This is a genomic window from Stenotrophomonas sp. KH_052, from assembly GCF_057838755.1.
This window is the reverse complement of sequence record NZ_CM174475.1, coordinates 395,123-420,116: the sequence shown is the minus strand read 5'-3', so window position 1 is coordinate 420,116 and position 24,994 is coordinate 395,123. Positions and strand designations below refer to the sequence as shown.

22 protein-coding genes are annotated in these 24,994 nt (G+C 66.2%); 10 read left to right on the top strand and 12 right to left on the bottom strand.

Features of this window, described 5'->3' with window-relative positions; translation table 11 throughout:
- Positions 1-85: 85 nt before the first annotated feature.
- The 6 genes from AC3ITW_RS01825 to AC3ITW_RS01800 all read right to left on the bottom strand — a co-directional run bounded on the left by AC3ITW_RS01825 (position 86) and on the right by AC3ITW_RS01800 (position 8,547).
- Positions 86-496 (bottom strand): EF-hand domain-containing protein, encoded by a 411-nt coding sequence (locus tag AC3ITW_RS01825; RefSeq protein ID WP_004139214.1) that lies wholly within the window; start codon positions 494-496, stop codon positions 86-88.
- Between the two features lie 232 nt (positions 497-728).
- Positions 729-1,100, bottom strand: a complete 372-nt coding sequence (locus AC3ITW_RS01820; protein WP_032968343.1) for a hypothetical protein — start codon at positions 1,098-1,100, stop codon at positions 729-731.
- A 626-nt stretch (positions 1,101-1,726) separates the two neighbouring features.
- Positions 1,727-2,440, bottom strand: a complete 714-nt coding sequence (locus AC3ITW_RS01815) for a M15 family metallopeptidase (RefSeq protein WP_100467703.1) — start codon at positions 2,438-2,440, stop codon at positions 1,727-1,729.
- On the bottom strand, positions 2,373-3,926 hold the full coding sequence (locus AC3ITW_RS01810) for a serine hydrolase domain-containing protein (RefSeq protein ID WP_489390000.1): 1,554 nt from the start codon (positions 3,924-3,926) through the stop codon (positions 2,373-2,375). The genes AC3ITW_RS01815 and AC3ITW_RS01810 overlap by 68 nt, the downstream gene beginning before the upstream one ends.
- Before the next feature lie 55 nt (positions 3,927-3,981).
- The gene (locus AC3ITW_RS01805; protein ID WP_012509858.1) at positions 3,982-7,005 is read right to left on the bottom strand and encodes a TonB-dependent receptor; all 3,024 of its coding nucleotides are present in this window, start codon (positions 7,003-7,005) and stop codon (positions 3,982-3,984) included.
- Positions 7,006-7,056: 51 nt separating this feature from the next.
- The gene (locus AC3ITW_RS01800) at positions 7,057-8,547 is read right to left on the bottom strand and encodes a transglutaminase-like domain-containing protein (protein WP_100467702.1); all 1,491 of its coding nucleotides are present in this window, start codon (positions 8,545-8,547) and stop codon (positions 7,057-7,059) included.
- A 132-nt stretch (positions 8,548-8,679) separates the two neighbouring features.
- Here AC3ITW_RS01800 and AC3ITW_RS01795 point away from each other — a divergent pair, with 132 nt between their 5' ends.
- The 6 genes from AC3ITW_RS01795 to AC3ITW_RS01770 all read left to right on the top strand — a co-directional run bounded on the left by AC3ITW_RS01795 (position 8,680) and on the right by AC3ITW_RS01770 (position 15,089).
- Positions 8,680-10,119, top strand: coding sequence for a C40 family peptidase (locus AC3ITW_RS01795; RefSeq protein ID WP_100467743.1), 1,440 nt, complete (start codon positions 8,680-8,682; stop codon positions 10,117-10,119).
- Positions 10,116-11,210, top strand: coding sequence for a dipeptide epimerase (locus tag AC3ITW_RS01790; RefSeq protein ID WP_004139139.1), 1,095 nt, complete (start codon positions 10,116-10,118; stop codon positions 11,208-11,210). Before AC3ITW_RS01795 ends, AC3ITW_RS01790 begins: the two co-directional genes overlap by 4 nt.
- Positions 11,211-11,727: 517 nt before the next feature.
- Positions 11,728-12,576, top strand: coding sequence for a MurR/RpiR family transcriptional regulator (locus AC3ITW_RS01785; RefSeq protein ID WP_100467701.1), 849 nt, complete (start codon positions 11,728-11,730; stop codon positions 12,574-12,576).
- Between the two features lie 15 nt (positions 12,577-12,591).
- Entirely contained in the window at positions 12,592-13,353 is a 762-nt protein-coding gene (locus tag AC3ITW_RS01780) for a L,D-transpeptidase family protein (RefSeq protein WP_489389999.1), read from the top strand.
- Positions 13,350-14,651 (top strand): APC family permease, encoded by a 1,302-nt coding sequence (locus AC3ITW_RS01775; protein WP_012509853.1) that lies wholly within the window; start codon positions 13,350-13,352, stop codon positions 14,649-14,651. The genes AC3ITW_RS01780 and AC3ITW_RS01775 overlap by 4 nt, the downstream gene beginning before the upstream one ends.
- Positions 14,652-14,759: 108 nt before the next feature.
- Positions 14,760-15,089: a hypothetical protein gene (locus AC3ITW_RS01770; RefSeq protein ID WP_012509852.1), complete on the top strand. Its 330-nt coding sequence runs from the start codon at positions 14,760-14,762 to the stop codon at positions 15,087-15,089.
- A gap of 52 nt (positions 15,090-15,141) precedes the next feature.
- Here the strand turns inward: AC3ITW_RS01770 and yiaA are convergent, their stop codons facing one another.
- On the bottom strand, positions 15,142-15,594 hold the full coding sequence (gene yiaA / locus AC3ITW_RS01765; RefSeq protein WP_012509851.1) for an inner membrane protein YiaA: 453 nt from the start codon (positions 15,592-15,594) through the stop codon (positions 15,142-15,144).
- Between the two features lie 171 nt (positions 15,595-15,765).
- Between yiaA and AC3ITW_RS01760 the strand changes: the two genes are divergently transcribed.
- Positions 15,766-16,929, top strand: a complete 1,164-nt coding sequence (locus AC3ITW_RS01760) for a PQQ-dependent sugar dehydrogenase (protein ID WP_100433917.1) — start codon at positions 15,766-15,768, stop codon at positions 16,927-16,929.
- 117 nt (positions 16,930-17,046) lie between these two features.
- Here AC3ITW_RS01760 and AC3ITW_RS01755 read toward each other — a convergent pair whose 3' ends face one another.
- The 4 genes from AC3ITW_RS01755 to folB all read right to left on the bottom strand — a co-directional run bounded on the left by AC3ITW_RS01755 (position 17,047) and on the right by folB (position 21,680).
- On the bottom strand, positions 17,047-17,562 hold the full coding sequence (locus AC3ITW_RS01755; RefSeq protein WP_489389998.1) for a hypothetical protein: 516 nt from the start codon (positions 17,560-17,562) through the stop codon (positions 17,047-17,049).
- A 131-nt stretch (positions 17,563-17,693) separates the two neighbouring features.
- Entirely contained in the window at positions 17,694-19,868 is a 2,175-nt protein-coding gene (locus tag AC3ITW_RS01750; RefSeq protein ID WP_100467699.1) for a glycoside hydrolase family 3 N-terminal domain-containing protein, read from the bottom strand.
- 128 nt (positions 19,869-19,996) lie between these two features.
- The gene (locus AC3ITW_RS01745) at positions 19,997-21,268 is read right to left on the bottom strand and encodes a mechanosensitive ion channel family protein (RefSeq protein WP_004138781.1); all 1,272 of its coding nucleotides are present in this window, start codon (positions 21,266-21,268) and stop codon (positions 19,997-19,999) included.
- 58 nt (positions 21,269-21,326) lie between these two features.
- Positions 21,327-21,680, bottom strand: a complete 354-nt coding sequence (folB, locus tag AC3ITW_RS01740) for a dihydroneopterin aldolase (RefSeq protein WP_012509846.1) — start codon at positions 21,678-21,680, stop codon at positions 21,327-21,329.
- 516 nt (positions 21,681-22,196) lie between these two features.
- Between folB and AC3ITW_RS01735 the strand changes: the two genes are divergently transcribed.
- Positions 22,197-22,862 (top strand): hypothetical protein, encoded by a 666-nt coding sequence (locus AC3ITW_RS01735; protein WP_004138746.1) that lies wholly within the window; start codon positions 22,197-22,199, stop codon positions 22,860-22,862.
- Between the two features lie 138 nt (positions 22,863-23,000).
- Here AC3ITW_RS01735 and tsaD read toward each other — a convergent pair whose 3' ends face one another.
- Positions 23,001-24,026 (bottom strand): tRNA (adenosine(37)-N6)-threonylcarbamoyltransferase complex transferase subunit TsaD, encoded by a 1,026-nt coding sequence (gene tsaD, locus AC3ITW_RS01730; RefSeq protein WP_004138714.1) that lies wholly within the window; start codon positions 24,024-24,026, stop codon positions 23,001-23,003.
- A 166-nt stretch (positions 24,027-24,192) separates the two neighbouring features.
- On the opposite strand from tsaD, the gene rpsU reads away from it, so the two are divergent.
- Entirely contained in the window at positions 24,193-24,408 is a 216-nt protein-coding gene (gene rpsU, locus AC3ITW_RS01725; protein ID WP_002808376.1) for a 30S ribosomal protein S21, read from the top strand.
- Between the two features lie 133 nt (positions 24,409-24,541).
- Positions 24,542-24,985 carry a GatB/YqeY domain-containing protein gene (locus AC3ITW_RS01720; RefSeq protein WP_004138586.1) on the top strand — a complete coding sequence of 148 codons (444 nt, stop codon included), beginning with the start codon at positions 24,542-24,544 and terminating at the stop codon, positions 24,983-24,985.
- Positions 24,986-24,994: the final 9 nt, after the last annotated feature.

Here is a 24,994-nt window from a genome sequence, read left to right as displayed (position 1 = left end):
TACAGGGGCGGCGTTGACGAGAAAAACCCGGGCGGCCGCAGCCGCCCGGGTCCCCATGCACCGGTCTTCCCGAATCAGGCGTGGATCAGCGGCCCTGCGCCGCGCCGGCACCTGCACCGGCCTGCTGGGCGGCCACGTAGGCCTTGTACTCATCGGCGCTCAGCTCGCCGTCCTTGTTGGTATCGGCCTGGTCGAACACCTGGGCGAGGCCGGCGTTCACCTGCGCCTCGGTCTTGCTGATGGTGCCGTTGCCATCGGTATCGATGCTGGCCCAGGTCTGGCCACCGCCATTGGCCTGTGCCGAAGCCGCTGCGGCCGCATTGGTCGCCTGGTCAGCCGCCTGCCCTGCCTGTGCCGCCGACTGCTGCGCCTGTGCAGCCTCGTTCTGTGCCTGCGCGGCCTGCTGCTTGGCCGACTGGGCCATCGCCGGAATGGCCAGCACGCTGCCGGCGGCGACGATCAGGGCGATCAGGGGCTTGCGGTTGCGAATAGTCATCAGGGGTGTCTCCTACCAATTGGGTGGTGTTGCGCGGCGTGTTGTCTCCGCACGGCACCTACCCTGCCACCGCGTTTCTGAATCGATTTTGCCTCGCGACCGGCGTCAACACGCACGATTAACCACTGGCCTACGCGCATGCTTTAGCGCGGTGGTTAGCACGAAGTGAGTGGCTCATAAGCTGCGCATTCAGCGCTGCCTGATTTAACCGGCAGCGAACGAAAAACCTGCGTCAGTCGACGTTCTGAGCCGATGACCGCGAACTGAACACCACCCAGCCGAGGGCAACACCAGCGAGCGCGCCGGCGATTTCCAGCACCACGCGGCTGCCGAGTTCGTTCGGATCGTGGATGGTGGCGAGGAAAAGACGCGCATACAGCGGCGACTCCAGACGCACGATGCCCATGTAGAACAGCTTCCAGGCATCGATGCCGGCGGAGATGATCACGGCGATGACGCAGGACCAGCCGATCGCGTGGCCGACCGTCCAGTGCAGGAGCCGGCACAGCTGCGACCACAGGAAGTACACCAGCAGCCCGACCAGCAGGGCGATGGCGCCCGCTTCGAGGGTACCGAGCAGGCCGAAGTGCAGGGGAAGGTTCATCGGGTGGGCAACGGTGGGATGGCGGCCAGTGTAAGGGTATCGGCATGGTTGCACCCTGCACCTGCCGAGGCTTCAAGCAACAGCCAAAGCCAAAGCGACTCTGACTTTATCCGAGTTGAGCGGGGCGGCATGGGTAGGCAGGACACGCCGTAAACCCGTCCATGGGGGCTCGATGGCGCCATCCATGGCGCCAACGGTCCTGCCCACCCACACCGCCCCACCCCCGACAAATTCCTGATGACGGTTAGCAGTAGATCCACGCCATGCGTGGATGAATCTCCATCGAAATCGAATAGTTCGACGATTGAACAAAGAGCAGCCGAGCATGGGCTCGGCTCTACAATGGACCGCGCGGGGAATTGTCGAAGGCGGGGTGGTGCCGGAGTGCGGGGTGTCAGCCGCATGGGCCCGAGGCATGCCTCGGGCGGATTGGGCAGGACGCCCAACCCCGGTCTTGCCGTGTGCGCAGGACTGCGCACACGAGCAAGCGGCTGCCAAGCCTCCATGGACGGATTTACGGCGTCCCCGCACTCCGGCACCGCCCCGCCAACCCACGGAACGCACGCTGTTGCTGTTGATTCGGCCGTTGCCTCTGCAAGTGCAGGGCGCAGCCCTGCCGATAACCCCTAAAGCACTGGAACGTCGTACGCGGTGCCGGGGTCCGGTTCGGGCTGCAGGGTGTAGTGCCACCACTCCTTCGGGTAGTTGGCGAAGCCTCGCCGGGCCATCGCGCTTACCAGCTGCTGCCGATTGGCCTGCTGTGCATCGCTCAGTCCGCTCGCCTGCGTATGCGCACGTGGGCCGAAGAAATCGAAGTCGGTACCCATGTCGATCGGCTTGCAGCGGCCGTTGCGGCAGTCCAGCAGACCGAGATCGACCGTGGCGCCGCGGCTATGGCCGGAGCGCTCGGCGACGTAGCCGTCGGCCAGCAACCTTGGCTTGTCCAGATCCGGGTACTGCAAAGCCTTCCGCGAAAGCTCGCTGGGGTCGTTCACCCAGGCCATGAAGGCCTGCACCGAACGTACCGGCCGATAGCAGTCGTAGATGCGCAGGCCAAAGCCATCCGCGCGCAGGTCCTGTTCCACCTGCGCCAGCGCCTTCGCCACCGGCGCCAGCAGATAGCAGGACGGCGCCTCGTAGCCCGGCACGCGCGCACCGGTGAAGTTGTTGGCGCCGGCGTAGCGGATGTCCATGTCGATGCCTGGCGACAACGTGCGGATCTCCACTAATCCGGCGCTGGCGGCATCAGTGGCCGGTGAAACGCGCGGTGGCTCAGCGGCGCTGGTGGTCGCTGCCAGCGCAGTCGCCAGTACGAGTGAAATGCAGATCCTGGAAGTCATAGCTGAAGTCGATGTCCGGGTCGATGGCACGCAGGTCCAGCGTGGGCGGCGCACCGGCACCGGGCTGCAGCCAGGCCTGTGCGTCTTCGCCCAGCGTATCCCAGCGCAGCAGCCAACGCCCCTGCAACTGCAGCACCGTGGCCCGCAGCTTTGGCGACTTGTCCACGATGAAGCGCAGGCCGTCCGCGCCCGGGCACAGTGAGGCCGGACCCAGCCACGGATCGCGGTAACGGCCCTGCCAGCGTGGCAGATCCGTGCGGCTCGTCTCCTGCGCCGCAACGGTGGACGGCCGCGAATGGCCGGTCGCCGCCCGCGTTGCCTGGTCCGCCTTCAATTCGGCCAGGTACTCCATCGCAGGCCGCGCTTCATCTGGCGCGGTGAAGCGCTTCAGCGCGGCCTGCATCAACGCGACACGCGCATCCTCGCCTTCGCCATTGATCAGCATCACCACGCCCACCTTGCGGTCGGGCAGCAGCGCCAGCGACGAGTACATGCCCGACAGCGTGCCGGTGTGCGCCACCTTCCACTGCCCATCCATGTCAGACACGCGCCAGCCATAGCCGTAGCCGTAGAAGTGCGCGTTGTCCCAGCGCCGCTGGCGCTCACCCAATGGCATCGGCATGTGCAGGGTCCACAGCGTGCGCCGCTGCTCTCTGCCCAGCCAATCCGGTACCAGCGCAGGATCCAGCAGCACCTGCATCCAACGCGTCATGTCACGCAGCGAACAGCGGATGCCGCCGGCTGCCATCGACGGCAGGTCAGGGCTGGTCTCACCGTCGGCGTTCACCACCTCATTGCGATCTCCGCGCCAGGCATGCGGCTGCGCCACGTTGCCCACGCGCTTCACCGACCACGCCCCCACCTGGCAGCGCGTCATGCCGAGTGGTTCAAACACCTGCTCGCGCATCAGTTGGTCGTACGGTTTGCCACCGGCCGCAGCAGCCACTTCACCGGCCACCACGTACATCAGGTTGTCGTAGGCATAGTAGCTGCGGAAGCTGCTGACCGGCTTCAGGTGCGCCAGTCCGGCAATGATGTCGGCGCGGGTGAACGCATTCGGTTCCGGCCACAGCATCAGATCACCGGCACCCAGGCCGAGCCCACTGTTGTGGATCAGCAGGTCGCGCACCTGCATCTGCCGGCCGACCCACGCGTCATGCATGCGGAAGCCGGGCAGATGCCGCTGCACTGGATCGTCCCAGCGCAACTTGCCCTGTTGCACCAGCCGTGCCAGCAGCGCGGCGGTCATCGCCTTGCTGTTGGAGGCAATCTTGAACAGCGTGTCCTCATCGATGCGGCCTCCATCACCACGCGTACCTTCCACATGGCGATGGACCACCTGACCGTTCTCGACCACCGCCATGGCCAACCCGGGCAGATGCTCGACGCGGACCACGGCGGCGACATCCGCATCGATGGATGCGGTATCGGCCGCCGAAGCGGAAGGAGCGGTCAGTGCCGCTGCGAGGATCAGCAGATGGTGCATGCGGGCAGCGCCTCCATTGCCCGCGCCGTCACGGTGGACGGCGCGGATCACGGCCTCAGAAGTTCCAGGTCACCACCAGCTGGGTGTAGCGCGGTGCCTGCCAACGCGTGCCGGTTGCGAAGGTGGCTTCGCGGTACTGTCCCGGCTGTGCTTCATAGCGCTGGTGCACGTTGATGGTCTTCTGGTTGTTGAACAGGTTGTACACCGACAGCCGCGCGCTGAGGTCGATGCCCTCCACTGGCAGGCGCCAGGTCACATTGGCACCCATGGTCCAGGTCCACGGCAGGCGACCGAACGCGCCGCGCGGGCTGTACTCGAACTGGCGCTTGTCGTACGGGCCCGAGCAGTTGGCCACGCACAGCCAGCCGGTGCCACCGCCGCTGCCTTCGCTGGAGGTACTACCACCGGCGATGGAATCGTTCGGCCACATCACGCCGTACGCAGTGATCGGGCCACCGGACTGCACCTGCAGCGTGGTGCCGAACGACCATTGCTTGTTCAGTGCGTAGGCGGCACGCAGCTTGAACTGATGGCGGAAGTCGTTGAACAGCACGCCGTAGCGCTCGTTGGTGGCCGGATGATCCCAGAACTGGACCATGCCGGTGTCGCCGTAGTTGGTATCGGAGTTGACCGGGCCCTCGAAGTTGCCCTCGCTCTTCGACCACAGGTAGGACGCGTTGAGCATCCACTTCTCGTCCCATGCACGGTCGATCTGGAACTCCAGCGCCTTGTAGGTGCGCTTGGGCTTGGAGTAACCGATCACCTCGCCACTGCCGCCCTTGCGGTAGCCGCTGTTGGCGGTATCGATGGTGATCCAGCCTTCATTGGCGCAGCCGATGCTCTTGTCGCCCCATATCGTCAGGCTCTCGCCCGGGTTGGCGATCGGCCACAGCGTGCTCGGGGTCGGGCCACAGGGGGTGTAGTTGATGCGGATGTCATCCAGCGCGCGGGTCATGCGCCGATAGGTAGCATTGACGCCCCACGACCAGGCCTGGTTGATCATGTTCTGGAAGCCGAGGATGTACTCATCCTGGTAGACCGCCTTCAGGTCGCGGTCCACGCTCTGGCGCAGATCGGCGCCACCGGTGTTCATGCGGGTGTCGGTCGGCCCGATCTGCTGGCCGACGATCGGTGCCATGTACGGCGAGCCGGTCGGCGAGGTCTTCTGCTCCCAGCCGTTGAGCACGTAGTAGCTGTACTCGTCGGTCAGGCCACCGGCGAAGTTCACGTTGATGTTGTTGGTCACCGGCAGGTAGTAGCGGCCTGCGTTGCCGAACAGCTTGGTGCTGCCATCACCGCGCATGTCCCACGAGAAGCCGACGCGCGGTGCGATCAGGTCGTCCATCTTGATGAACGCCTTGCCGGCGGCGGTGCGGTTCTCGAAACGGTCCCAGCGCACACCGAGGTTGAGCATCAGGTTCGGGGTGATGTTCCAGATGTCTTCCAGGTAGAACGCGTTGGCCTCGGTCTCGAACTTGCCGCCGGACTGGCGGTTGCGTGCGCGCAGCATCTCGGTGACGCCGGCCGGAACATAGGCGTTGGCGCCGTCCCACACTTCATCGCCGGGCCGCGCGACGTAGGCGGTATAGCTCAGCGCGGTCGGTCCCGGGTAGCGGGTGGACTGGTCGGTGGTCATCAGCTCGCGGTCCACGCCGAAGCGCAGCAGGTGGTCGCCCAGCTGCCACTCGAAGTCCAGGCGGGCCACGTCGCGGGTGTCATCGCGCTCGGCCACCGCCGTGCCGGTGGGATGGCAGCCGGCGCGCAGGCCCTGCAGCTTGCCCAGGCGCGGACCGTAGGTGCTGTCGGTGAACACCGGGCTGCAGGCCTGGTCCAGCGACGAGTTGGTGAACGCACGCTGCTTGTTCTGGCCGACCATGGCGCGGGCAGTGAAGTTCTGCCCGAAATGACCGGTGTAGGTCGCCGACCAGTTGCGGCCGCCGGTCTCGGTGATCGAGTCCCCCCCCCAGGCGCCAAGCCGGTCGTTGTTCCAGTTGTAGCCATACGAGGCATTGGTGACGTCACCCTCGTCGGAGAACGCCAGCAGTGCCAGGCTGTGGTTGTCGTTGATGTTCCAGTCCAGCTTTGTGCCCCAGAAGCCGTTGCCGGAATCATTCTTGAACCAGGTACTGCCATCGGACGATGTGTTGTGTCCCTTGTCACTGCGGTCCTCGTACATGGCGAACAGGAACAGCTTGTCCTTGATGATCGGGCCGGAACCCCAGACGTTGGTCTTCAGGAACGAATTGTTGTCGCGGCTTCCGTAGGAATGCGGCGTACCGTCACGGTGGAAATGATCGCCGCCACTGGAACGCCACGCGCTCGGTTCAGCGGTCACTTCCACGCCGCCTTCGAACACGTTGCTGCCCGAACGGGTCACCGCATTGATCACGCCGCCGGTGGAGCGGCCGAACTCGACCGAGTAGCCACCGGTCTTGACCTGGAACTCGTTGAAGAAGGCGAATGGCGCGGTACTGAAGCCGCGCCGGGTGTACATGTCGGTGACATTGAGGCCGTTGATGAAGACAGCGTTCTCGGCCACCGAGGAGCCGGCGAACGACAGGCCACCAAACGACGAATTGCCCCCCACCACGCCCGGTGCCATCAGCGCGACCGCGGACAGGTCCTGCGCTACCGGCAGCCGTGAGATCTCCTGGCGGTTGATGTTGAACGAGGTTTCGGTGGAGTAGACATCCACGCGGTTGATCACGCGGGTGCCGCGCACCTGCAGTGCATCGAGATTGGTGACACCGCCACCACTTGCCAGGTTGACCGTGGTGGTGCCACCGACGGCGACGCTGACCGCGACCTGATCGCCCAGCGCCTGGCCCTCACGGCTGAGCTGCAGCTGGTAGTCGCCTACCGGCAATTGACCCAGGCGGTAACTGCCATCGGCACCGACGGTGACGGTGCGGGTCAGGCCGGTACTGCTGCTGACCACGGTGACCTGGTCGCCGGCGGTGGCACGGCCGGCCACGGCGCCACTGACATTCTGTGCCAACGCGATGCTGGGCAGCATCGCGCCCAGGCACGCCCCGAGGGCGACGCACAACGCCGCCCGCTTGATGGTGTAAGCCTTCATCCCCTGCTCTCTCCTGCAAGAATTGAATGGTGGTGTGGGTGGTGTATCGCGCTAGCGTTGCCCGGCTGGCAGTACCCGCCACTGGAAGTCGTAGTTCCATTGGTCGAAGTACAGGTTGCCGCCTGCCCACTCGGCCTCGCCGCGCTGCGAGTCGACCGTTTCCGAGCGGTGGTGCTGTTTGGCCGGCACCAGGGCCTGGCCGAAATCGTCGTTGAAGGCGATGCGGTAGCCGTCGAGGCCACCGAGGTAGAAATCACGCAGCGCGGGCGTATCGCTGGCCAGCGCCCCGGTGGTCACGTCCATCGGCAGCCAGCCATACGGCGCCAGGTAGACCTGCCCCCAGTCATGCAGGTTGTTGTAGCCGCTGCCATCGTCGGAGAACACCATGCCCGACTGCCAGCGCGCGGGAATGCCGTTCATGCGCAGCAGCGCGATCAGCAACAGGGTCTGCTGCCCGCAGTCGGCATGGCCGGCGCGCAATGCGTAATCACTGATGTTGCTGATCGTGGAGTATTCGCGCGCGCCGGCCCACGGAATGCGATCAACGGCGGTGAACAGCTTTCGCACCACTTCATACGGGCGGGTTTCCCCCTGCAGCACCTGGTCGGAGAACAGCTTCAGTGCCGGAGTGAAGCGCACATGCGGCAATTGTTCGGCCAGGTAGGGTTTCAGTGCCGCATCGGCCGGCGTGGCCTGCACCTTGGCCGGATCGATCGCAGTGTGGTGGGCGAAGATCGATACTGCGTAGCGGATCTCGAAGCGCGTCGGCTGCCCAGCCACCGCCTTTGCTTCCAGATAAGCGGTGCGCTGCTGAGCGCTGGCCGGTGCCACGCGCGCCCTGCCGGGGGTGCCGCCCAGCCACTGCACGCGTTCCTGTTGGCCAGGAATTTCGCGCGGGTATGGAATCCAGGCACGAACCGTTTCCCCCGCCGGTACCGCATCGGCCTTGACCGTGAGCGACTGGATGAATTCGATGCGCTGCGGCAGCACCGAGGCCTGGCCGCTCTGTTCTGCCACCGCGATCACGCGCGCATGGTGTGCATTGAGCACTTCGTTCGGGCCGGGCGCCGGCAGCGGCGCATCCGCGCGGCGGCGTGCGCGCGCTTCGTCGCTGAGCAGGAACAGGTTCGACGGTGCGCGCTTGAAGTACCAGCGCGCGCCGTCGATATCGAGATGTTCGATCAGGCCGAGCTGGTCCCAGCGCGCGAATTCTTCGTCAGTCAGGTCGGGAATCCAGCGGCGTACGGCCGCCTTGGCAGCGGCTTGGTCCAGGGAGAAATCCAGGCGGATCCGCCGCATGCGCTCCTGCTGGAAGCCGATGTCCTGTTCGCTGACGCCAGGTTCCGCCGCATCCGCTGCCGACCACGTGTTCAGCGCACTTCCCGCTTCGAAGAACCGTCCCGCATCGATCATCTGCACCACCTGCGCGAACTGCGTGGCCGACGGCGGTGGCTGCGCTCCCGCCGACCACGCGCACAGCAGCAGCGCGGCACTCAGGCCGGCAGCAGCAGGCAGACGCAGTTTGCGAACGGCAGGATCCACAGCGACACTTCCCAAGCGCGGGTGGTAACGGCTGTGTAACACGGGCCGGGGGGGCGGTCAATAATTTATTCTTGATTTCGACACAGAAAGGAATAAATATTCCTACAGGCATTCGAGGAGGGTGTGCAGCGCATGATCCTGGCTTCCCGCGAACCGCGCCGGCACTGGCCGCGCCGGTTGACCCTGGCCCTGTGCCTGCTGGCCGCACCGGCCTTTGCACAGGCCACCCCGGCGCCCGATCCCGGCGCACCGCTGCCGTATGTGATCGGCCTGCACGAGGCCTACCTCACGCCGGGCTACTGGGCAGCACGGCTCGAAAACGCCGACACCCCGATCCTCGACCGCATGCAGATCGACGCGCAGAACGCACGCATGCGGGCGCAGGACAGACACATCCAGGACATCGCCGTGCTGCCCGCACAGCTTGATGCAGCGGCAGTGCGCGGCAGCATCACCGCACTGTCGAGCTGGCCCACCCGCACGCTGTACAACGACGAGGGCCAGGCCATCACCCCGGCACTGCGCAGCGCGATCGAAGCCAATCTCGGTCTTGATGCCATTCCCGCGCAGACGACACCGCAATACGGGCTGGTGGTGAAGCGCGCCGCACTGCGCACCTTCCCCACCCGCGAGCGCGTCTTCAGCACCGTCGGCGACACCGACATCGACCGCTTCCAGGAATCGGCTCTGTTCCCCGGCGACAAGGTCGCCGTGGTCCATCGCAGCGCCGATGGCCGCTGGCTGTTCGTGCACAGCGAACGCTACAGCGCGTGGGTCGAGGCCGACGCCATCGCCAGCGGCGACAAGGCCACGGTGCTCGGCTACGGCGCGAAGGGGCCGTACCGCATCGTCACCGGCGCCACCGCACAGACCGCCTACACACCGGAAGAACCACGCGTCTCGCGCCTGCAGCTGGACATGGGCGTGCGCCTGCCGGTGCTGGCTGACTGGCCGGCCGCCGAACCGGTGAACGGCCAGCAGGCGCACGCCGCGTGGGTGGTGCAGCTGCCGGTACGCGAAAGCGATGGCCGGTTGAAGTTGGTACCGGCGCTGCTGCCGCGTTCGCAGGACACCGCCGCCGACTACCTACCGCTGACTCCACGCCTGCTGCTGCAGCAGGCCTTCAAATTCCTCGGTGAACGCTACGGCTGGGGCCACGACTACGACACCCGCGACTGCAGCGGTTTCGTTTCCGAGATCTACCGCAGCTTCGGCGTGCTCCTACCGCGCAATACCAGCGCGCAGGCGGTCAGTCCGGCGCTGGACCGCGTGCCGTTCACCGGCAAGGACGGCAAGGCCGTGCGCGACAGCGCCGTCACCGATCTGCAGGTGGGCGATCTGGTCTACATCCCCGGCCACGTGATGATGGCCATCGGCCATGTCGACGGCCGCACCTGGGTCATCCACGATACGGCGGGCGGCAGCTGGTACGGTGCAGACGGCAAACGCGTGCAGGCCCATCTCAATGGTGTTTCGGTCACCCCGCTGGAGCCGATGATGGCCAGCGACAGCGTCCGCTACATCGATCGCATCACCAACATCCAACGCCTGCGTGCCAAGACTCCTGAATGAAGATCACTGCCATCGAACTGGGCATGCTGCGCGTGCCGCTGAAAACACCGTTCAAGACCGCCCTGCGCACGGTGGAAACCGTGGAAGACGTGGTGGTGCTGATCCGCACCGATACCGGCCACACCGGCTATGGCGAAGCACCGGCCACCGCGGTGATCACCGGTGATACCCACGGCTCGATCATCGAGGCGATCCGCCACTTCATCGCGCCGCGCCTGATCGGCCAGGACGTGGTCAACCTCAACCATCTGTGCACGCTGGTGCAGACCGCGATGGAGCGCAACAGCAGTGCCAAGGCGGCGGTGGAGATCGCGCTGTACGACCTGTGGGCACAGCTGCATGGCGCGCCGCTGTACCAGATGCTGGGCGGCGGCGACCCGGTGATCACCACCGACATCACCATCAGCGTGGACTACATCGACAAGATGGTGGCCGACTCGCTGTCAGCGATCGAGCGCGGCTTCGAGTCGCTGAAGATCAAGGTCGGCAAGGACATCGGTCTGGACATCGAACGGGTCAAGGCAATCCACGCCGCCGTGGAAGGCCGTGCCCTGCTTCGCCTGGACGCCAACCAGGGCTGGACCGCCAAGCAGGCGGTGCATGCGATGCGCACACTGGAAGAGGCCGGCGTGGTGCTGGAACTGCTGGAGCAGCCGGTGAAGGCGGCCGACATCAGTGGCCTGAAGTACGTGACCGACCGCGTCAACACACCGGTGATGGCCGACGAAAGCGTGTTCAGCCCGAGCCAGGTGATGGACCTGATCCAGCAGCGCGCGGCCGACATCATCAACATCAAGCTGATGAAGACCGGCGGCCTGTCCAACGCGATCCGCATCGCCGACATCGCCGGTATCTACGGCGTGCCCTGCATGATCGGCTGCATGATCGAATCGAGCATCAGCGTGGCCGCGGCGGTGCACCTGGCGGTGGCCAAGAGCGATGTGATCACCAAGGTCGACCTCGACGGCCCCTCGCTGGGCCAGTTCGACCCGGTCAGTGGCGGCGTGCACTTCAACGAATCGGAGATCAGCATCAGCGACGTGCCGGGGCTGGGCATCACCGAAGTGCGCGGGCTGGAGATGCTGGGTTGATTTGCGCCTTGCGGCTGGCTTGGTCTTCAACTGATCCTGGGTCGCGCGTTACTTTTCTTTGCGCGCAAAGAAAAGTAACCAAAAGAAACGCTCCGCCGGCCGCGAGCCGACGTGCTGCGCACGTCGGTGCCCTGTGCTCCTCGGTCCGGCGAGGGACGGCGCGGAACTCGCTGCGCTCAGACACCCGCGCCTCTTCGCCCTCGCCGGACCTGCGGTGCTCGGCTCGCTTGAAGGCGGACTCAACGTCAAAGGCAACAACTGCACCCCGTAGATCCACGCCATGCGTGAATGCTCCTGCTTCTGCTCTACCCCGTACCCCCCTCGCGGCTGGCACGCGCGCGATCTGTCCGAGGTCGGGCGGGTGGGGCTTGCGGGGGTGTCCGCCGCATGGATGCGGCGGCCAAGCCTACACGGACGTACTTGCGGCGTCCCCCGCAAACCCCGCCCGCCCGACCCACCACATAATCTGCTCTACGCTGCCAACCGCAACGCGCCTACACATACCCGGACTCCCCGCATGCCGCCCCTGCTGAAGATCCGTTCCGAGCGCGGGCAGATGTCGGCCATTGAACGCCGCATCGCCGATTTCATTCTCGACAACGCCCACCTGCTGCGCGACTACTCGTCCCAGCAGCTGGCCAGCGCGTTGGGCATCAGCCAGTCCAGCGTGGTGAAGTTCAGCCAGAAGCTCGGCTTCAAGGGCTACCCGGACCTGAAATACTCCATCGGTCAGGACGTGGCCCGCGCGGGTGCCGATCCGCAACAGGCGCCGAGTGAACCGGACAGCGGTGACGACTACCTGCGCCTCGGCGAGGCCCTGCGCCGCAGCAAGGCACTGGCCGAGGAGGAAACCCGCCAGGCCAATCCGCGCGAGGAGATCGAGCGCATCGTGCAGCTGCTCGATGGGGCACCGAAGCTGTTCGTGTACGGACTGGGTGATGACGGCCTGTACGCGCGTGAGTTCGCCATGCGGCTGTCGCTGCTCGGGCTGCTGGTGGTGCCGCATACCGACCCGATCCTGATGCTGGCCAACCTGTCAGCGGCACGCCCGGGTGACGTGCTGTTGACGTTCTCCGAGTTCGGCAACCTGCCCCAGCTGTCGCAGCTGTCGCGGCAGTTCCAGGATATGGGCGGCAAGGTGATTTCCATTACCCGCCACACCGCCAACCCGCTGCGCGCGCATGCTGATGCCGCGCTGGCGGTGTGCGCGCACGACCGCACGCCGCAGGTCGCGCAGCTGCTGTACCGTAGCGCCATGCACGCGCTGCTCGATTTCCTGTTCGTGCTGCTCTGCCACGCCAATCCGGACCGCCAGCAGCAACTGGCGGTGAACCTGGAGCGGATCGACCACCTGCTGGATTCCTGACCGGAGCGCACGTTGATGAATTCGCTGGCCCGTCTCGCCACCACTGCGCTGCTGCTTGCCGCTGCGATGTCCGCCTACGCTGCGCCGCTCGATGGTGCACGCCAGTTGATCGTGGTCACCAGCGACAACTGGAACAGCACCCAGGGGCAGCTGCAGGCCTTTGTACGCGACGGCAAGGGCTGGCGCGCGCACGGGCAGGCCTTCCCGGTCGCGCTCGGCCGTACCGGCAGCGCGTGGGGCCTGGGCCTGCATCCGGCACAGGGCGAAGGCCCGCAGAAGCAGGAAGGCGATGGCCGCAGCCCGGCCGGCGTGTTCGCGCTCGGCAGCGCCTTCGGCTATGCCATCACCCGCCCCCGAACTGCGATGGCCTACCAGCCCATGCTTGAAAGCAGCTACTGCATGGATGTGCCCGGTTCACCGTTCTACAACCGCATCGTCGATGCGAAGAAGGTCGGCAGCGCCGCGATCAAGGGCTCCACCGAGCCGATGCGGCTGGACCTGCACAACAAGGGCGACGTGCGTTACCAGGAAGGCTTCGTGATTGCCCACAACCCGGACAACCAGCCCGGCAAGGGCAGCTGCATCTTCGCCCATCTGTGGCGCGCGCCCGGTGAGGCCACGGCCGGCTGCACCGCCATGCCGCAGGCACGCATGCAGGCGCTGCTGGACTGGCTGCGGCCGCAGGATACGCCGCGCTTCGTGCTGCTGCCGCGCGCCGAGTACACGCGCCTGCAGGCACAGTGGCAGCTGCCCGCACTGAGCGGAGACGCCCGTTGAGCGCGCAGGACGAACCGCAGCTGCAGCGCGCGGTCAGCCGCTGGCAGATCGTCGGCCTGTCGATCAACGACGTGATCGGCAGCGGCATCTACCTGCTGCCGGCCGCCACCGTCGCCCTGCTCGGCCCCTTCAGCCTGTGGGGCGTGGTCGCCGCCGGCATCGTCGTCGCGCTGCTGGTGCTGTGCTACGCACAGGCCGCCAGCTACTTCGATGAGCCCGGCGGCAGCTACCTGTATGCCCGCGAGGCGTTCGGCCGTTTTGCCGGGTTCGAGATCGGCTGGATGATCTGGCTGACCCGCATCAGCTCGGCGGCCGCGCTCAGCAATGCGCTGGCCGATGCGGTGGCACGCTTCTGGCCCTGGGCCGGCGCCGGCATGGGCCGCATCGCGGTGATCGTGGTGTCGCTGGGCTTCCTCACCGGCGTCAACATCATCGGCGTGCGCTCGGCCGCGCGGACCGGCGTGGTGCTGGTGATCGGCAAGATGCTGCCGCTGCTGCTGTTCGTGGCCATCGGCGCGTTCTACATCGATCCGCAGCTGGTGTTCTCCGGCCAGCGCCCGGACCCGCACGACCTGCAGCGCATGGGTGAAGCCGCCTTGCTGCTGCTGTACGCCTACGCGGGCTTCGAGAACATCCCGGCTGCGGCCGGCGAGTACCGCAACCCACGCCGCGATATTCCGTTCGCACTGATCACCATGATCATCACCGTCACCGTCATCTATGGAGCGGTGCAGGTGGTGGCGCAGGGCACGCTGGCCGGGCTGTCCAGCTCGGCCACGCCGCTGGCCGACGCCGCCGCAGGCTTCGGTGGTGAGGCACTCGCGCTGATCCTCACCGTGGGCGCGACCATTTCCATCCTCGGCACCAACAGCAACACGATGATGATGGGCCCGCGCTTCCTGTTCGCGCTCGCGCGCGATGGCTACGGGCCGAAGATCCTGGCGCAGGTGCATCCGCGCTTCCATACACCGGCCGCATCGATCCTGTGCCAGGGCCTGATCGCGCTCGGGCTGGCGCTGTCGGGTTCGTTCGTGCAGCTGGCGCTGCTGTCGATGACCACGCGCCTGTTCGCCTACATCGGTACTGCCGCCGCAGTCCTGGTACTGGCCAAGCGCTACGCCGACCGCCCCGGTGCGCTGAAGCTGCCCGGTGGCCCGCTGATTCCGGTACTGGCGCTGTTGCTGTGCCTGGCCCTGTTCGCCAGTGCCAGCTGGCAGAACATCGCCGCCGCGCTGGTCGCCTTCGCCATCGGCGCAGTGATCTACAAACTGCCGCGCAAGGATGCCGACGCCGGGTGAACGGTGGCGCGCCCTGACCGGCAGATTGATCTGACGATCACGCTGCCGGCCCCGGCCGTTAACCGCCACGCAGGCACGATCAGGCTTCGTCAACAACGGAGCCCTTCCATGGCCGAATACCAGATCCCCGGCCGCGTGCCGGACGACAGCACGCCGCGCGACGCGGTCAGCAACTACTGGCGCGAGCGCTATACCTCTGAACCGTACTATGACGACCAGCTGTTCTTCGACGACTACGAACCGGCCTACCGCATCGGCCACTCGGCCCGCGCGCAGGACATGATCCGCGCCTACGAGGAAATGGAGGGCGAACTGGAATCACGCTGGGCCAGCGAACGTGGCAAGAGCCGGCTGGAGTGGGCGCAGGCGCGCAATGCCGTGCGCCGTGGCTGGGAGGAAGCGCAGCAGGTGGAACCGCGCCTGGCACGCGGCCCCTGACGGACCCGATATGCGGCAGCGCCGGGCATGGCCCGGCGCTACCGTTGCTGCATCACTCCTGTTCCGGCAGCGGCGGGACGCCCGCACTGCGCTTGCTTTCACCGCCACCGGCGGCGATCAGGTCACGGGTGTTCTTCTGCACCGCCACCGCGCCGAACAGCGACAGCGCATAGGCCATGCCGTAGAAGCCCTTCTCGCTCAGCACCAGGGTGGCGTTCCACAGGCCAACCAGCAGCAACAACAGCGCAGACAGCAAGGCGAACCAGCACAGCGCGTAATACAGGCCACTCACCGGAATGCCCTCGACACGGTCGCGCACGCTCTTCTGCAGCGACACCGCTGCGAACAGGCCAAACAGCAGCAGGGTGAGGTAATAGCCCTTCTCGTTCAGCGGCATCTCCGCATTGAACAGGCCTACCAGGTAGGCCACCGCGCCGAGCAGCAGGGCCACCCAGGAGGCGGCAATGAAGGCCGGCGAGGGTCGATGGATGATCGGTGCGTTCATTGCGGTTCCTTGCAGTCAGGCGGGCATGCTTTGCCCGGGCGAACCCACCCTAGACGATCCCGCCGCCGCCGCACAGGGGGGAAACAGGACCTTCGGGCCAGGACCGTCACCGCCCCGGTGGTATACAAGGGAGAGCCTGGCCATCCGCATCCCCTTCCGCTGGAGATACCCATGACCCGCACGCCCCTGCTGCTCGCCCTCGGCCTGTTGCCGATCCTCGCCACCACGGCCTGCAGTGCCGCCGGCCCCGATGCCAGTGGGCAGAAGGCTGCCGCCACCAGCGCCGCTGCAGACCAACGCCCATTCACCGCCACCGAGGTCAGCCGCTTCGACCAACCGTGGGCAATGACCTTCCTGCCCGATGGCAGCCTGCTGGTGACCGAGAAGCGCGGCAAGCTGCAGCATCTGGACCTGGCCAGTGGCCAGAAGCATGAAATCACCGGTGTGCCCAAGGTCGCCTACGGTGGCCAGGGTGGTTTCGGCGATGTGATCCTGCACCCGCAGTTCGCAAGCAACCACGTGATCTACCTCAGCTATGCAGAGGAAGGCACGCTGGACACCCGAGGCGCTGCCGTCGCGCGTGCCACGCTGGCGCTGGATGCCAAGGGTGGCGGTGAGCTGAAGGACCTGAAGGTGATCTGGCGACAGACGCCCAAGGTCAGCGGCGAGGGCCACTACGGCCACCGCCTCGTCTTCGGCCCGGACGGCAAGCTGTGGATCAGTTCCAGTGAACGGCAGAAGTTCGATCCGGCACAGGACATGGGCGGCAACCTCGGCAAGATCATCCGCCTCAACGATGATGGCAGCCTGCCCACCGACAACCCGTTCGCCTCGCAGGGTGGTGTTGCCGCGCAGGTGTGGTCGCTGGGCCACCGCAACATCCTCGGCATGGCCTTCGACGCCAACGGCAAGCTGTGGGCCCACGAGATGGGCCCGGCCGGTGGCGACGAACTGAACCTGATCGTGCGCGGCGCCAACTACGGCTACCCGATCGTCTCCAATGGTGACCATTACGACGGCCGCCCGATTCCCGACCACAGCACCCGCCCGGAATTCGCCGCCCCGAAGGTGACCTGGACGCCGGTGATCTCGCCGGCCGGCTTCGTCATCTACAGCGGTAACCTGTTCCCGCAGTGGAAGGGCAGCGGCTTCATCGGCGGCCTGTCATCCACCTCGCTGGTGCGTGTGGCCTTCGATGGCGACAGCGCGCGCGAAGCCGAACGCTTCAACATGGGCGAACGCATCCGTGAAGTGGAACAGGGCCCGGATGGCGCACTGTGGCTGCTGGAAGACGGCAACAAGGCGCGCCTGCTGAAGCTCACCCCGAAGACCTGATGTCCTGGTAGTGCCGGCCGCTGGCCGGCACCCTGGGTTCTTCCGGCATCCTGCGGTTGCCGGCCAGCGGCCGGCACTACCCATACGAAACGGCCCCGTATGCGGGGCCGTTCGCATTCACTGGATGGTGATGACCTTCACCTCGGTCTTCGTGCAAGCCTGGTCCAGGCACTCCCCGTTCAGCCACACCTGGCCATCGCCGATCATCACGCCCTGCTGGTTGACGAACACCTTGCCGAAGTCCTGTTCGGACACCGCCTTGACCACCGCCGGCGTGATGATCTTCTCGTAGCTGCGCTGGAACTCACCGGGGCCGGTGATCTTCTTTCCGTTAGCGATATTCAGCGGGAAGCGCACCTCTTCCACCACCGCAGCGCGATCACCACCGACCACCGCAGTCCTGAAGGCGTTGAACACCTTTTCGTACTGCGCGGCATCGCCGAGCAGGCTTTCAATGCGCGCACGCGCGTCTTCCGCGGGCGCATCCGTCGGTGCGGCGCCGGCCGGCTCGGCAGCAGCCTTCGCCGGTTCAGCCGCAGGCGTCGCCGCAGCACTGGCCTCCATCGGCGGCGGTGCCTGCTGCGAACAGGCCGCCAGCAACAGGGCGGGAATCAACACAGCGATCGTGCGCATGCGCGGGCATCCATCGGTTCAAGAACACCGATGGTAGCGCCGCCCCAGTGAGGACAACAAAAAAGGGGACGGAGGGGATTAAGTCGTTTATGGCACAAACGACTTAATCCCCTCCGTCCCCTTTTTCTCGATCAGGCCTTCAGCAGCTCGAACTGCACCGCCTCACCGGCGGCCGAAGACGCGCACACCCACACATCGAACTGGCCCGGCTCAGCACGCAGCACGCCGTCGCGGCCGGTGAACGCCAACTGCTCGCGGGTCAGGGTGAACACCACTTCGGTCGACTCGCCCGGCTGCAGCGCCACCTTGCGGAAGTCCTTCAGTTCGCGCACCGGACGCACGCGGCTGGCCACGCGGTCGTGGATGTACAGCTGCACCACTTCCTCGCCGGCCACGTCGCCGCTGTTGGTCAGCGTGGTGGTGATGGTCAGGCTGTCGTCCCAGCCAAGCTGCGCCGCACTCAGCTGCGGCACGCCGTAGGCGAAGGTGGTGTAGCCGATGCCATGCCCGAACGGGTACAGCGGCTCGTTCGGAATCTCGCGCCAGCGGGCCTTGAACTCCGACATGGTCGGCAGTTCCGGGCGGCCGGTGCGCGGGTGATTGTAGAAGTACGGCTGCTGGCCGGACACCTGCGGGAAGCTGACCGGCAGGCGGCCCGACGGGCTGTAATCGCCGAACAGCACATCAGCCACGGCATGGCCGGTCTGCGTGCCCAGGTACCAGGTCACCGCCACCGCCTGCGCATTACGCACGGCGCCCTGCAGGGCCAGCGCGCGACCATTGCGCAGCAGCACCACCAGCGGCTTGCCGGTCATCGCCACCGCTTCGGCCAGCGCCTGCTGTGCCGGCGGCAGGGTGATCTCGACGCGCGACTGCGCTTCGCCGCTGTAACGCTGCGGCTCGCCCAGCGCCAGCACCACCACGTCGGCGCGCAGCGCAGCGGCCACGGCCGCTTCGGTGCCACCGGGAATGGCCACTTCCAGTTCGCAGCCCGGCACGATTTCCAGCAGCGCTTCATCGCCGATGGCGGCGCGCACGCCGGTTTCCAGGTCCACGTAGCGCTGCTTGTCGCCAAACAGCGTCCAGCAGCCTTCGATGTTCTCGCGGTCCTGCACGAACGGGCCGATCAGTGCGATCTTCTGCCCGGTCTTCTGCAGCGGCAGCACGTTGTCACGGTTGTTCAGCAGCACGATCGAACGGCGCGCGGCATCGCGCGACAGCGCGTCATGTGCGGCAATGTGCGAGGTATCGGCTTCGCGCGCCGGGTCCAGCGAACGGTACGGGTCGTCGAACAGGCCGATGGTTTCCTTCAGCCACAGGATGCGGCGCACGCCTTCATCCAGCACCGCCATCGGCACCTCGCCGCTCTCGACCAGGCCCGGCAGGTGCTCGGCGTAGAAGCCGCTCTGCATGCTCAGGTCGAGGCCGGCGGTGAACGCCTTGGCGGTGGCATCGCGGTCGTCGGCGGCATAACCGTGCGCGACCAGTTCCATGTCGGCGGTGTAATCGGAGATCACCACGCCCGGGAACTTCCACTCACCGCGCAGGATGTCGGTCAGCAGTTCGGCGTTGGCGCTGGCCGGCACGCCGTTGATGTCGTTGAACGAGGACATCACGGTGATCGCGCCGGCGTCGAACGCAGCCTTGAACGGCGGCAGGTGCACGTCGCGCAGGGTCTGCGGCGAGATGTCCACCATGTTGTATTCCATGCCGGCCATCACCGCGCCATAGGCGGCGAAGTGCTTCGGCGTGGCCAGCAGCGAATCGTCGGCGCGCAGGTCGCTGCCCTGGAAGCCGCGCACGCGGGCGGCGGCGAATGCACAGCCCAGCACCACGTCCTCACCGGCACCCTCGGCACCACGGCCCCAACGCTGGTCGCGGGCGATGTCCACCGCCGGCGCATAGGTCCAGTGCAGGCCGGCAGCGGTGGCTTCGATGGCGGTGGCGCGTGCGGTGCGCTCGGCCAGCTCCGGTTCGAAGCTGGCGGCCTCGCCCAGCGGAATCGGGAACACGGTACGCATGCCGTGGATGACGTCGGCGGCCAGGATCACCGGAATGCCCAGGCGGCTCTCTTCGGTGGCGACCTGCTGGATGCGGCGGCCCAGCTCGGCGCCCACACCATTGAACAGCGAGCCGACCTTGCCCTCGCGCACCTGCTGCAGCACCTGGTCGGCATTGCGCACGTTGGCTTCCGGGTTCACGTCCGGGGCGAACGGGCGGACCATGTCCGCGAAGACACCCAGCTGGCCGACCTTTTCCTCGACGGTCATCTGGGCAATGAGGGATTCGATGCGATCGGAGGCCACCGGCAGTCCTTGATGAAAACGTTTACAAGCCCGGCATTCTAGCGATCCCGGGCGATTTGGCGAGAGGTTTCTTCATTCAGTTTCAGCCACCAGCGGGGTCCGTATGGCCCCGCCGGAGGCATCGCAGCTTACTCCGAGCCGGCCAACTGGCGCTGCCCGGCCATCAACATGGCGTCGCTGGAGGCCTGGAACACGCGCAGGCCGAAGGCCGGCAGGATCGCCAGCAGGTGGTCGAAGATGTCCGACTGCACCGCCTCGTATTCACCCCAGGCGGTGCTGCGGGTGAAGCAGTACAGCTCCAGCGGCAGGCCCTCGGTGGTCGGCTGCAGCTGCCGCACCAGCAGGGTCATGTCGGTATGGATGCCCGGGTGACTGCGCAGGTAGCGCTCCACGTACGCACGGAAGGTGCCCAGGTTGGTCACCCGGCGGCTGTTGACCTCGGCCACGCCCTGCTCGCGCAGGCGCCCGTTCCACTGGCCCAGCTCCTGCTCCTTGGCCTGCAGGTAGTCGCGCAGCAGCGCGAATTCGCCGAGGAAGGCCAGATCACCCTCGTCCAGGAAACCGACGCTGTGCTGGTCCAGGTACAGCGCGCGCTTGATGCGGCGGCCACCGGCCTCCTGCATGCCGCGCCAGTTCTTGAACGACTCGGTCACCAGCTTCTTGGTCGGGATGGTGGTGATGGTCTTGTCGAAGTTCTGCACGGTGACGGTGTGCAGCGCGATATCGATGACGTCACCGTCGGCGTTCTGGCTGGGCATTTCGATCCAGTCGCCGATGCGCACACGGCCATCGCCACTGATCTGCACACTGGCCACCAGCGACAGGATGGTGTCCTGGAAAATCAGCATCAGCACTGCGGTGGCCGCGCCCAGGCCGGTCACCAGCGGGCCCAGCTTCACCCCCAGCAGGGTCGCAATGATGGACAAGCCGGCGGCCACGAACACCACGATCTTGACCACCTGCAGGTAGCCCTTGATCGGCTTGTTGCGCGCATCGGGCTTGCGCTCGTACAGGCTGTTGGCCGCGTCCAGCGCATGCGAGAACGCCATCGACACCGTCAGTACGGCCCACACAATGCACAGCTTGATGATGACGTTGACCAGGCCAGGCGGCAGGTCGGGAATGAGGGTGATGCCCGAGGCGATCACCTGGCTGGGCACCACGTTGGACAGGCGCGAGATGACCCGCATCAGATGGCTGCCGCGCCCGGACTCGGCACCGGGCAGGCGCTGCAGCAGGCGCCGCAGGCCACGCACCAGGATGCGCTTGGTCACCCAGTTGGCCAGGCCGGCTGCGACCAGCAGCGCCGTGATCATCAACGCCAGGTAGGCGCCAGGATAGGGTTCCAGTGTGTTCTGCAGCCGTTCCAGCCACTGTACCGCCACCACCGCGTCCACCATCAGTTGTCTCCTTCGTCATTGCCGTTGAGGTTGCCGGCCAGCGGCCGGCACGTCCGGGTCAGTCCCGCGTGCGTTCGATGATCACGCCCACCGCGCGCGCGCCGCGCACCGCGCCCGGCTTGCTCAGCTTCAGGCGCAGCCACTTCACGTCGAATTCGCTCAGCACGATCTGCGCGCAGCGCTCGGCCAGGGTTTCGACCAGGCCGAATTCCGACTCGCGCACGAACTGCTCCAGGCGCTTGCTCACCGCCTTGTAGTTCAGGGTGTGAGCAATGTCGTCGGAGGCCGCAGGACGACGGTTGTCGAAGCCCATTTCCAGGTCGAACACCAGGTCCTGGCGGATCCGTCGTTCCCAATCGTAGATACCGATCAGGGCGTCGATCGTCAGCCCCTCGATGAAAACCTTGTCCATTGCGCTTACCAGCCCGAGTACAGGGGGCCATGGTAACGGCACGGCGGTGAGCCTGCCCGGAACGGGCGGTGGGTGGCCGGCAGGAACGCGGCTCCAGAAAAGACAAAGGGCCCTGCTAGCGGGGCCCTTTGGCACCTCTCAACGTCCCCAGGGGAAGCTGGAAACCAGCCGCGAGTCCCTGAGCACACGCTACCGAAGGTATCCCATCGGTGCTACTTGGTTCGAGAGGCAATTGCGGCAACTCCCGACGATGGAAAAAACAAAGGGCCCCGCTAGCAGGGCCCTTTGGTACTACCGTTTGTCCCCGGGGGGAGCTGTTGAACAGCCGCGGGTCCCGGTGGCGCAGGCACGCAGATTAGGTAAAGACGAGATCACCGGTCAAGGCCAATTCCGACAGGGCAGGTCAGGTAGTCGTCCGAGGTCAAACGCAGAGAATCAGCCGCGCAGACAACGACGTTCCCTGATGGTGGCCGCCGCCCACTCTCGCGAACATCGATCCCTCCTTCACCACCGCACATGACGATGGCTCCACACGATGTACTGCGGCGCGCGTTGTCAGCGGAGCGTCTGTCTACTTACGAGAGAATCGCATCGACCTGCAGCCCCAACGTCACAGCCGAATCCCTGTACCTCTGGAACATGCGGATGTGCGGTGCGCTGATGATGCCGGTCCATCTGTGCGAAGTGGTCACCCGCAACGCCGCTGCTACCGTACTCGCCCGGCAGCATGGCCCGCGTTGGCCTTGGAATGATGCCTTCCGACGCAGGCTACCAACCTCATCCAGTACTTCTCCACGCACGGCACTGGAACAACTTGCCAGCCGCGTAACCGATACGCCTGGGATCGTCGCCAACCTGCCAATGGTGTTCTGGCAGCAGCTCTTTACATGTCGCTTCGACTCCACGCTGTGGATACCCGCACTCAGCAGGGTTCTGCAGCATGCTCCCTCTGCCCATCCCAGTGCCATCAGGAAAGCCATCCACGCGGATATCGGGCGCATCCGCCACCTGCGCAACCGCATCGCGCACCACGAGCCCATCCTCGAGCGCGACATCGGTGCCGACCTCGCCGCCATCGGGCGGCTGATCCACGCCCGCTGCCCACATACGCTGGGGTGGTTGCAGCGCCATGAGCGGGCGACGACGGTGTTGGCGGCGTCGCCGTTGGCAGTGCGCCGGTAATACGTTCGCCGGGCATGGCCCGGCGCTACGGAGGCCTGTAGAGTCGAGCTTGCTCGACTGCTCTGTGTTGGTCATTGCGCCCAGTCGAGCAAGCTCGACTCTACAAACGCCGATCGAGCGGTTCGCGCGGCCGGGGGCTCAGACCGCCGGCAGGGTCGCCATGTCCCAGCGCGGGGTAACCTCGACCTTTGGCGGGCTGTGCTGGCCGGCCTGCAGGCGCAGCGCGCCGGCGAAGGCGATCATCGCGCCGTTGTCGGTGCACAACGCCGGCCGCGGGAAGCAGGCACGGCCGCCAAGGCGCTCGGCCATCTGCTGCAGGCGGGCGCGCAGGCGCTTGTTGGCGCCGACGCCGCCAGCCACCACGATCACGTTGGTCCCGGCCGCTTCCAGCGCGCGCTCGCATTTGATCGACAGAGTCTCGACCACGGCATCTTCAAAGCCACGGGCGATGTCGGCACGGGTCTGTTCGCTCTGATCGCTGTCGCGCCAGGCCATCAGGACCTGGGTCTTCAGGCCGGAGAAGCTGAAATCCAACCCCGGGCGGTCGGTCATCGGCCGCGCGAAGCGGTAGGCGCCCGGCGTACCCTGCTCGGCCAGCCTGGCCAGCTGCGGACCGCCCGGATAGGGCAGGCCCATCATCTTGGCGGTCTTGTCGAAGGCCTCGCCGGCCGCATCGTCCAGGGTCTCGCCCAGAAGGCGGTACTGGCCGATCGCATCCACCGCCACCAGCTGGGTATGGCCACCGGACACCAGCAGCGCCACGAACGGCGCCTGCGGCGGGTCGTCTTCCATCAGCGGGGCCAGCAGGTGGCCTTCCATATGGTGTACGCCCACCGCCGGTACCTCCAGCGCCCAGGCCAGCGAGCGGGCCACGCCGGCGCCGACCAGCAGTGCGCCGACCAGGCCGGGACCGGCCGTATAGGCCACGCCGTCGATATCACCTACACCCAGGCCGGCTTCGGCCAGGGTCTGGCGCACCAGCGGCAGCAACTTGCGGACGTGGTCGCGGCTGGCCAGCTCGGGCACCACACCACCGTATTCGGCGTGCAGGGCGATCTGGCTGTAGACCGCATGGGCGCGCAGGGCCGCGCTGCCGGCCAGGTCGGTGTCATACACCGCCACGCCGGTCTCATCACAGGAAGATTCGATGCCAAGGACTCGCATGCCTGCTATTATGACGCCCCTGCCGCCCCCTCGGGGGACGCGCAGGTCTCACTGCTTTCGAACCTCTGGCCCGTATTCAGGGTTGGCCGCTTGCAGTTTGTCTATTCGCCGCTATAATGTGCGGCTCGCCGGGCGTGACCCGGTTCTACTGTGTCCCGGAGATTCCATGCCCAGCGTCAAAGTCCGCGAGAACGAGCCCTTCGAGTTTGCTCTTCGCCGCTTCAAGCGCACTTGCGAAAAGGCCGGTGTGCTGGCCGAAACCCGCAAGCGCGAGTTCTACGAAAAGCCGACCCAGGAGCGCAAGCGCAAGGCCGCCGCTGCTGTGAAGCGTCAGCTGCGCCGCTCGTCGCGCGACGTCACCAAGCGTCAGCGCCTGTACTGATCGGACGCATCTTCATTGCGATGGGCTTGCCTGTCGCGATGGAGCCGAAGCCGGCACGCGCGAGCGTCGCCGGCTTTTTGCGTTTCCGGGTTCGGGCATCCGCCCCGCCCCCCCCACCACCACGAGGTTCCTCATGAGCATGAAGCTGCAGCTCACCGAAGACATGAAGGCCGCCATGAAGGCGGGCGAGAAGCACAAGCTGGGCGTGATCCGCCTGATCAACGCCGCCATCAAGCAGCGTGAAGTGGACGAGCGCATCGAACTGGATGACACCGCCGTGATCGCCGTGCTCGACAAGATGGTCAAGCAGCGCAAGGACTCGGTCAGCCAGTTCGAAGCCGCCAAGCGCGAAGACCTCGCCGAGATCGAGCGCGCCGAGATCGTGGTCATCGAAGCCTACCTGCCGGCCAAGATGGGCGAAGCCGAGATCGTCGCCGCGATCCAGGCCGCCATCGCCGAGACCGGTGCCTCCAGCCCGGCCGACATCGGCAAGCTGATGGGCGCACTGAAGCCCAAGCTCGCTGGCCAGGCCGACATGGGTCTGGTCTCCAAGCTGGTCAAGCAGCAGCTGGCGTAAGCCATTGCC

Bases quoted from the DNA above. Each gene is read 5' to 3' on its own strand.
- AC3ITW_RS01825 (WP_004139214.1), bottom strand. From the start codon at position 496: ATGACTATTCGCAACCGCAAGCCCCTGATCGCCCTGATCGTCGCCGCC.
- AC3ITW_RS01820 (WP_032968343.1), bottom strand. From the start codon at position 1,100: ATGAACCTTCCCCTGCACTTCGGCCTGCTCGGTACCCTCGAAGCGGGC.
- AC3ITW_RS01815 (WP_100467703.1), bottom strand. From the start codon at position 2,440: ATGACTTCCAGGATCTGCATTTCACTCGTACTGGCGACTGCGCTGGCA.
- AC3ITW_RS01810 (WP_489390000.1), bottom strand. From the start codon at position 3,926: ATGCACCATCTGCTGATCCTCGCAGCGGCACTGACCGCTCCTTCCGCT.
- AC3ITW_RS01805 (WP_012509858.1), bottom strand. From the start codon at position 7,005: ATGAAGGCTTACACCATCAAGCGGGCGGCGTTGTGCGTCGCCCTCGGG.
- AC3ITW_RS01795 (WP_100467743.1), top strand. From the start codon at position 8,680: ATGATCCTGGCTTCCCGCGAACCGCGCCGGCACTGGCCGCGCCGGTTG.
- AC3ITW_RS01790 (WP_004139139.1), top strand. From the start codon at position 10,116: ATGAAGATCACTGCCATCGAACTGGGCATGCTGCGCGTGCCGCTGAAA.
- AC3ITW_RS01785 (WP_100467701.1), top strand. From the start codon at position 11,728: ATGCCGCCCCTGCTGAAGATCCGTTCCGAGCGCGGGCAGATGTCGGCC.
- AC3ITW_RS01780 (WP_489389999.1), top strand. From the start codon at position 12,592: ATGAATTCGCTGGCCCGTCTCGCCACCACTGCGCTGCTGCTTGCCGCT.
- AC3ITW_RS01770 (WP_012509852.1), top strand. From the start codon at position 14,760: ATGGCCGAATACCAGATCCCCGGCCGCGTGCCGGACGACAGCACGCCG.
- yiaA (WP_012509851.1), bottom strand. From the start codon at position 15,594: ATGAACGCACCGATCATCCATCGACCCTCGCCGGCCTTCATTGCCGCC.
- AC3ITW_RS01760 (WP_100433917.1), top strand. From the start codon at position 15,766: ATGACCCGCACGCCCCTGCTGCTCGCCCTCGGCCTGTTGCCGATCCTC.
- AC3ITW_RS01755 (WP_489389998.1), bottom strand. From the start codon at position 17,562: ATGCGCACGATCGCTGTGTTGATTCCCGCCCTGTTGCTGGCGGCCTGT.
- AC3ITW_RS01745 (WP_004138781.1), bottom strand. From the start codon at position 21,268: ATGGTGGACGCGGTGGTGGCGGTACAGTGGCTGGAACGGCTGCAGAAC.
- folB (WP_012509846.1), bottom strand. From the start codon at position 21,680: ATGGACAAGGTTTTCATCGAGGGGCTGACGATCGACGCCCTGATCGGT.
- AC3ITW_RS01735 (WP_004138746.1), top strand. From the start codon at position 22,197: ATGACGATGGCTCCACACGATGTACTGCGGCGCGCGTTGTCAGCGGAG.
- tsaD (WP_004138714.1), bottom strand. From the start codon at position 24,026: ATGCGAGTCCTTGGCATCGAATCTTCCTGTGATGAGACCGGCGTGGCG.
- rpsU (WP_002808376.1), top strand. From the start codon at position 24,193: ATGCCCAGCGTCAAAGTCCGCGAGAACGAGCCCTTCGAGTTTGCTCTT.
- AC3ITW_RS01720 (WP_004138586.1), top strand. From the start codon at position 24,542: ATGAGCATGAAGCTGCAGCTCACCGAAGACATGAAGGCCGCCATGAAG.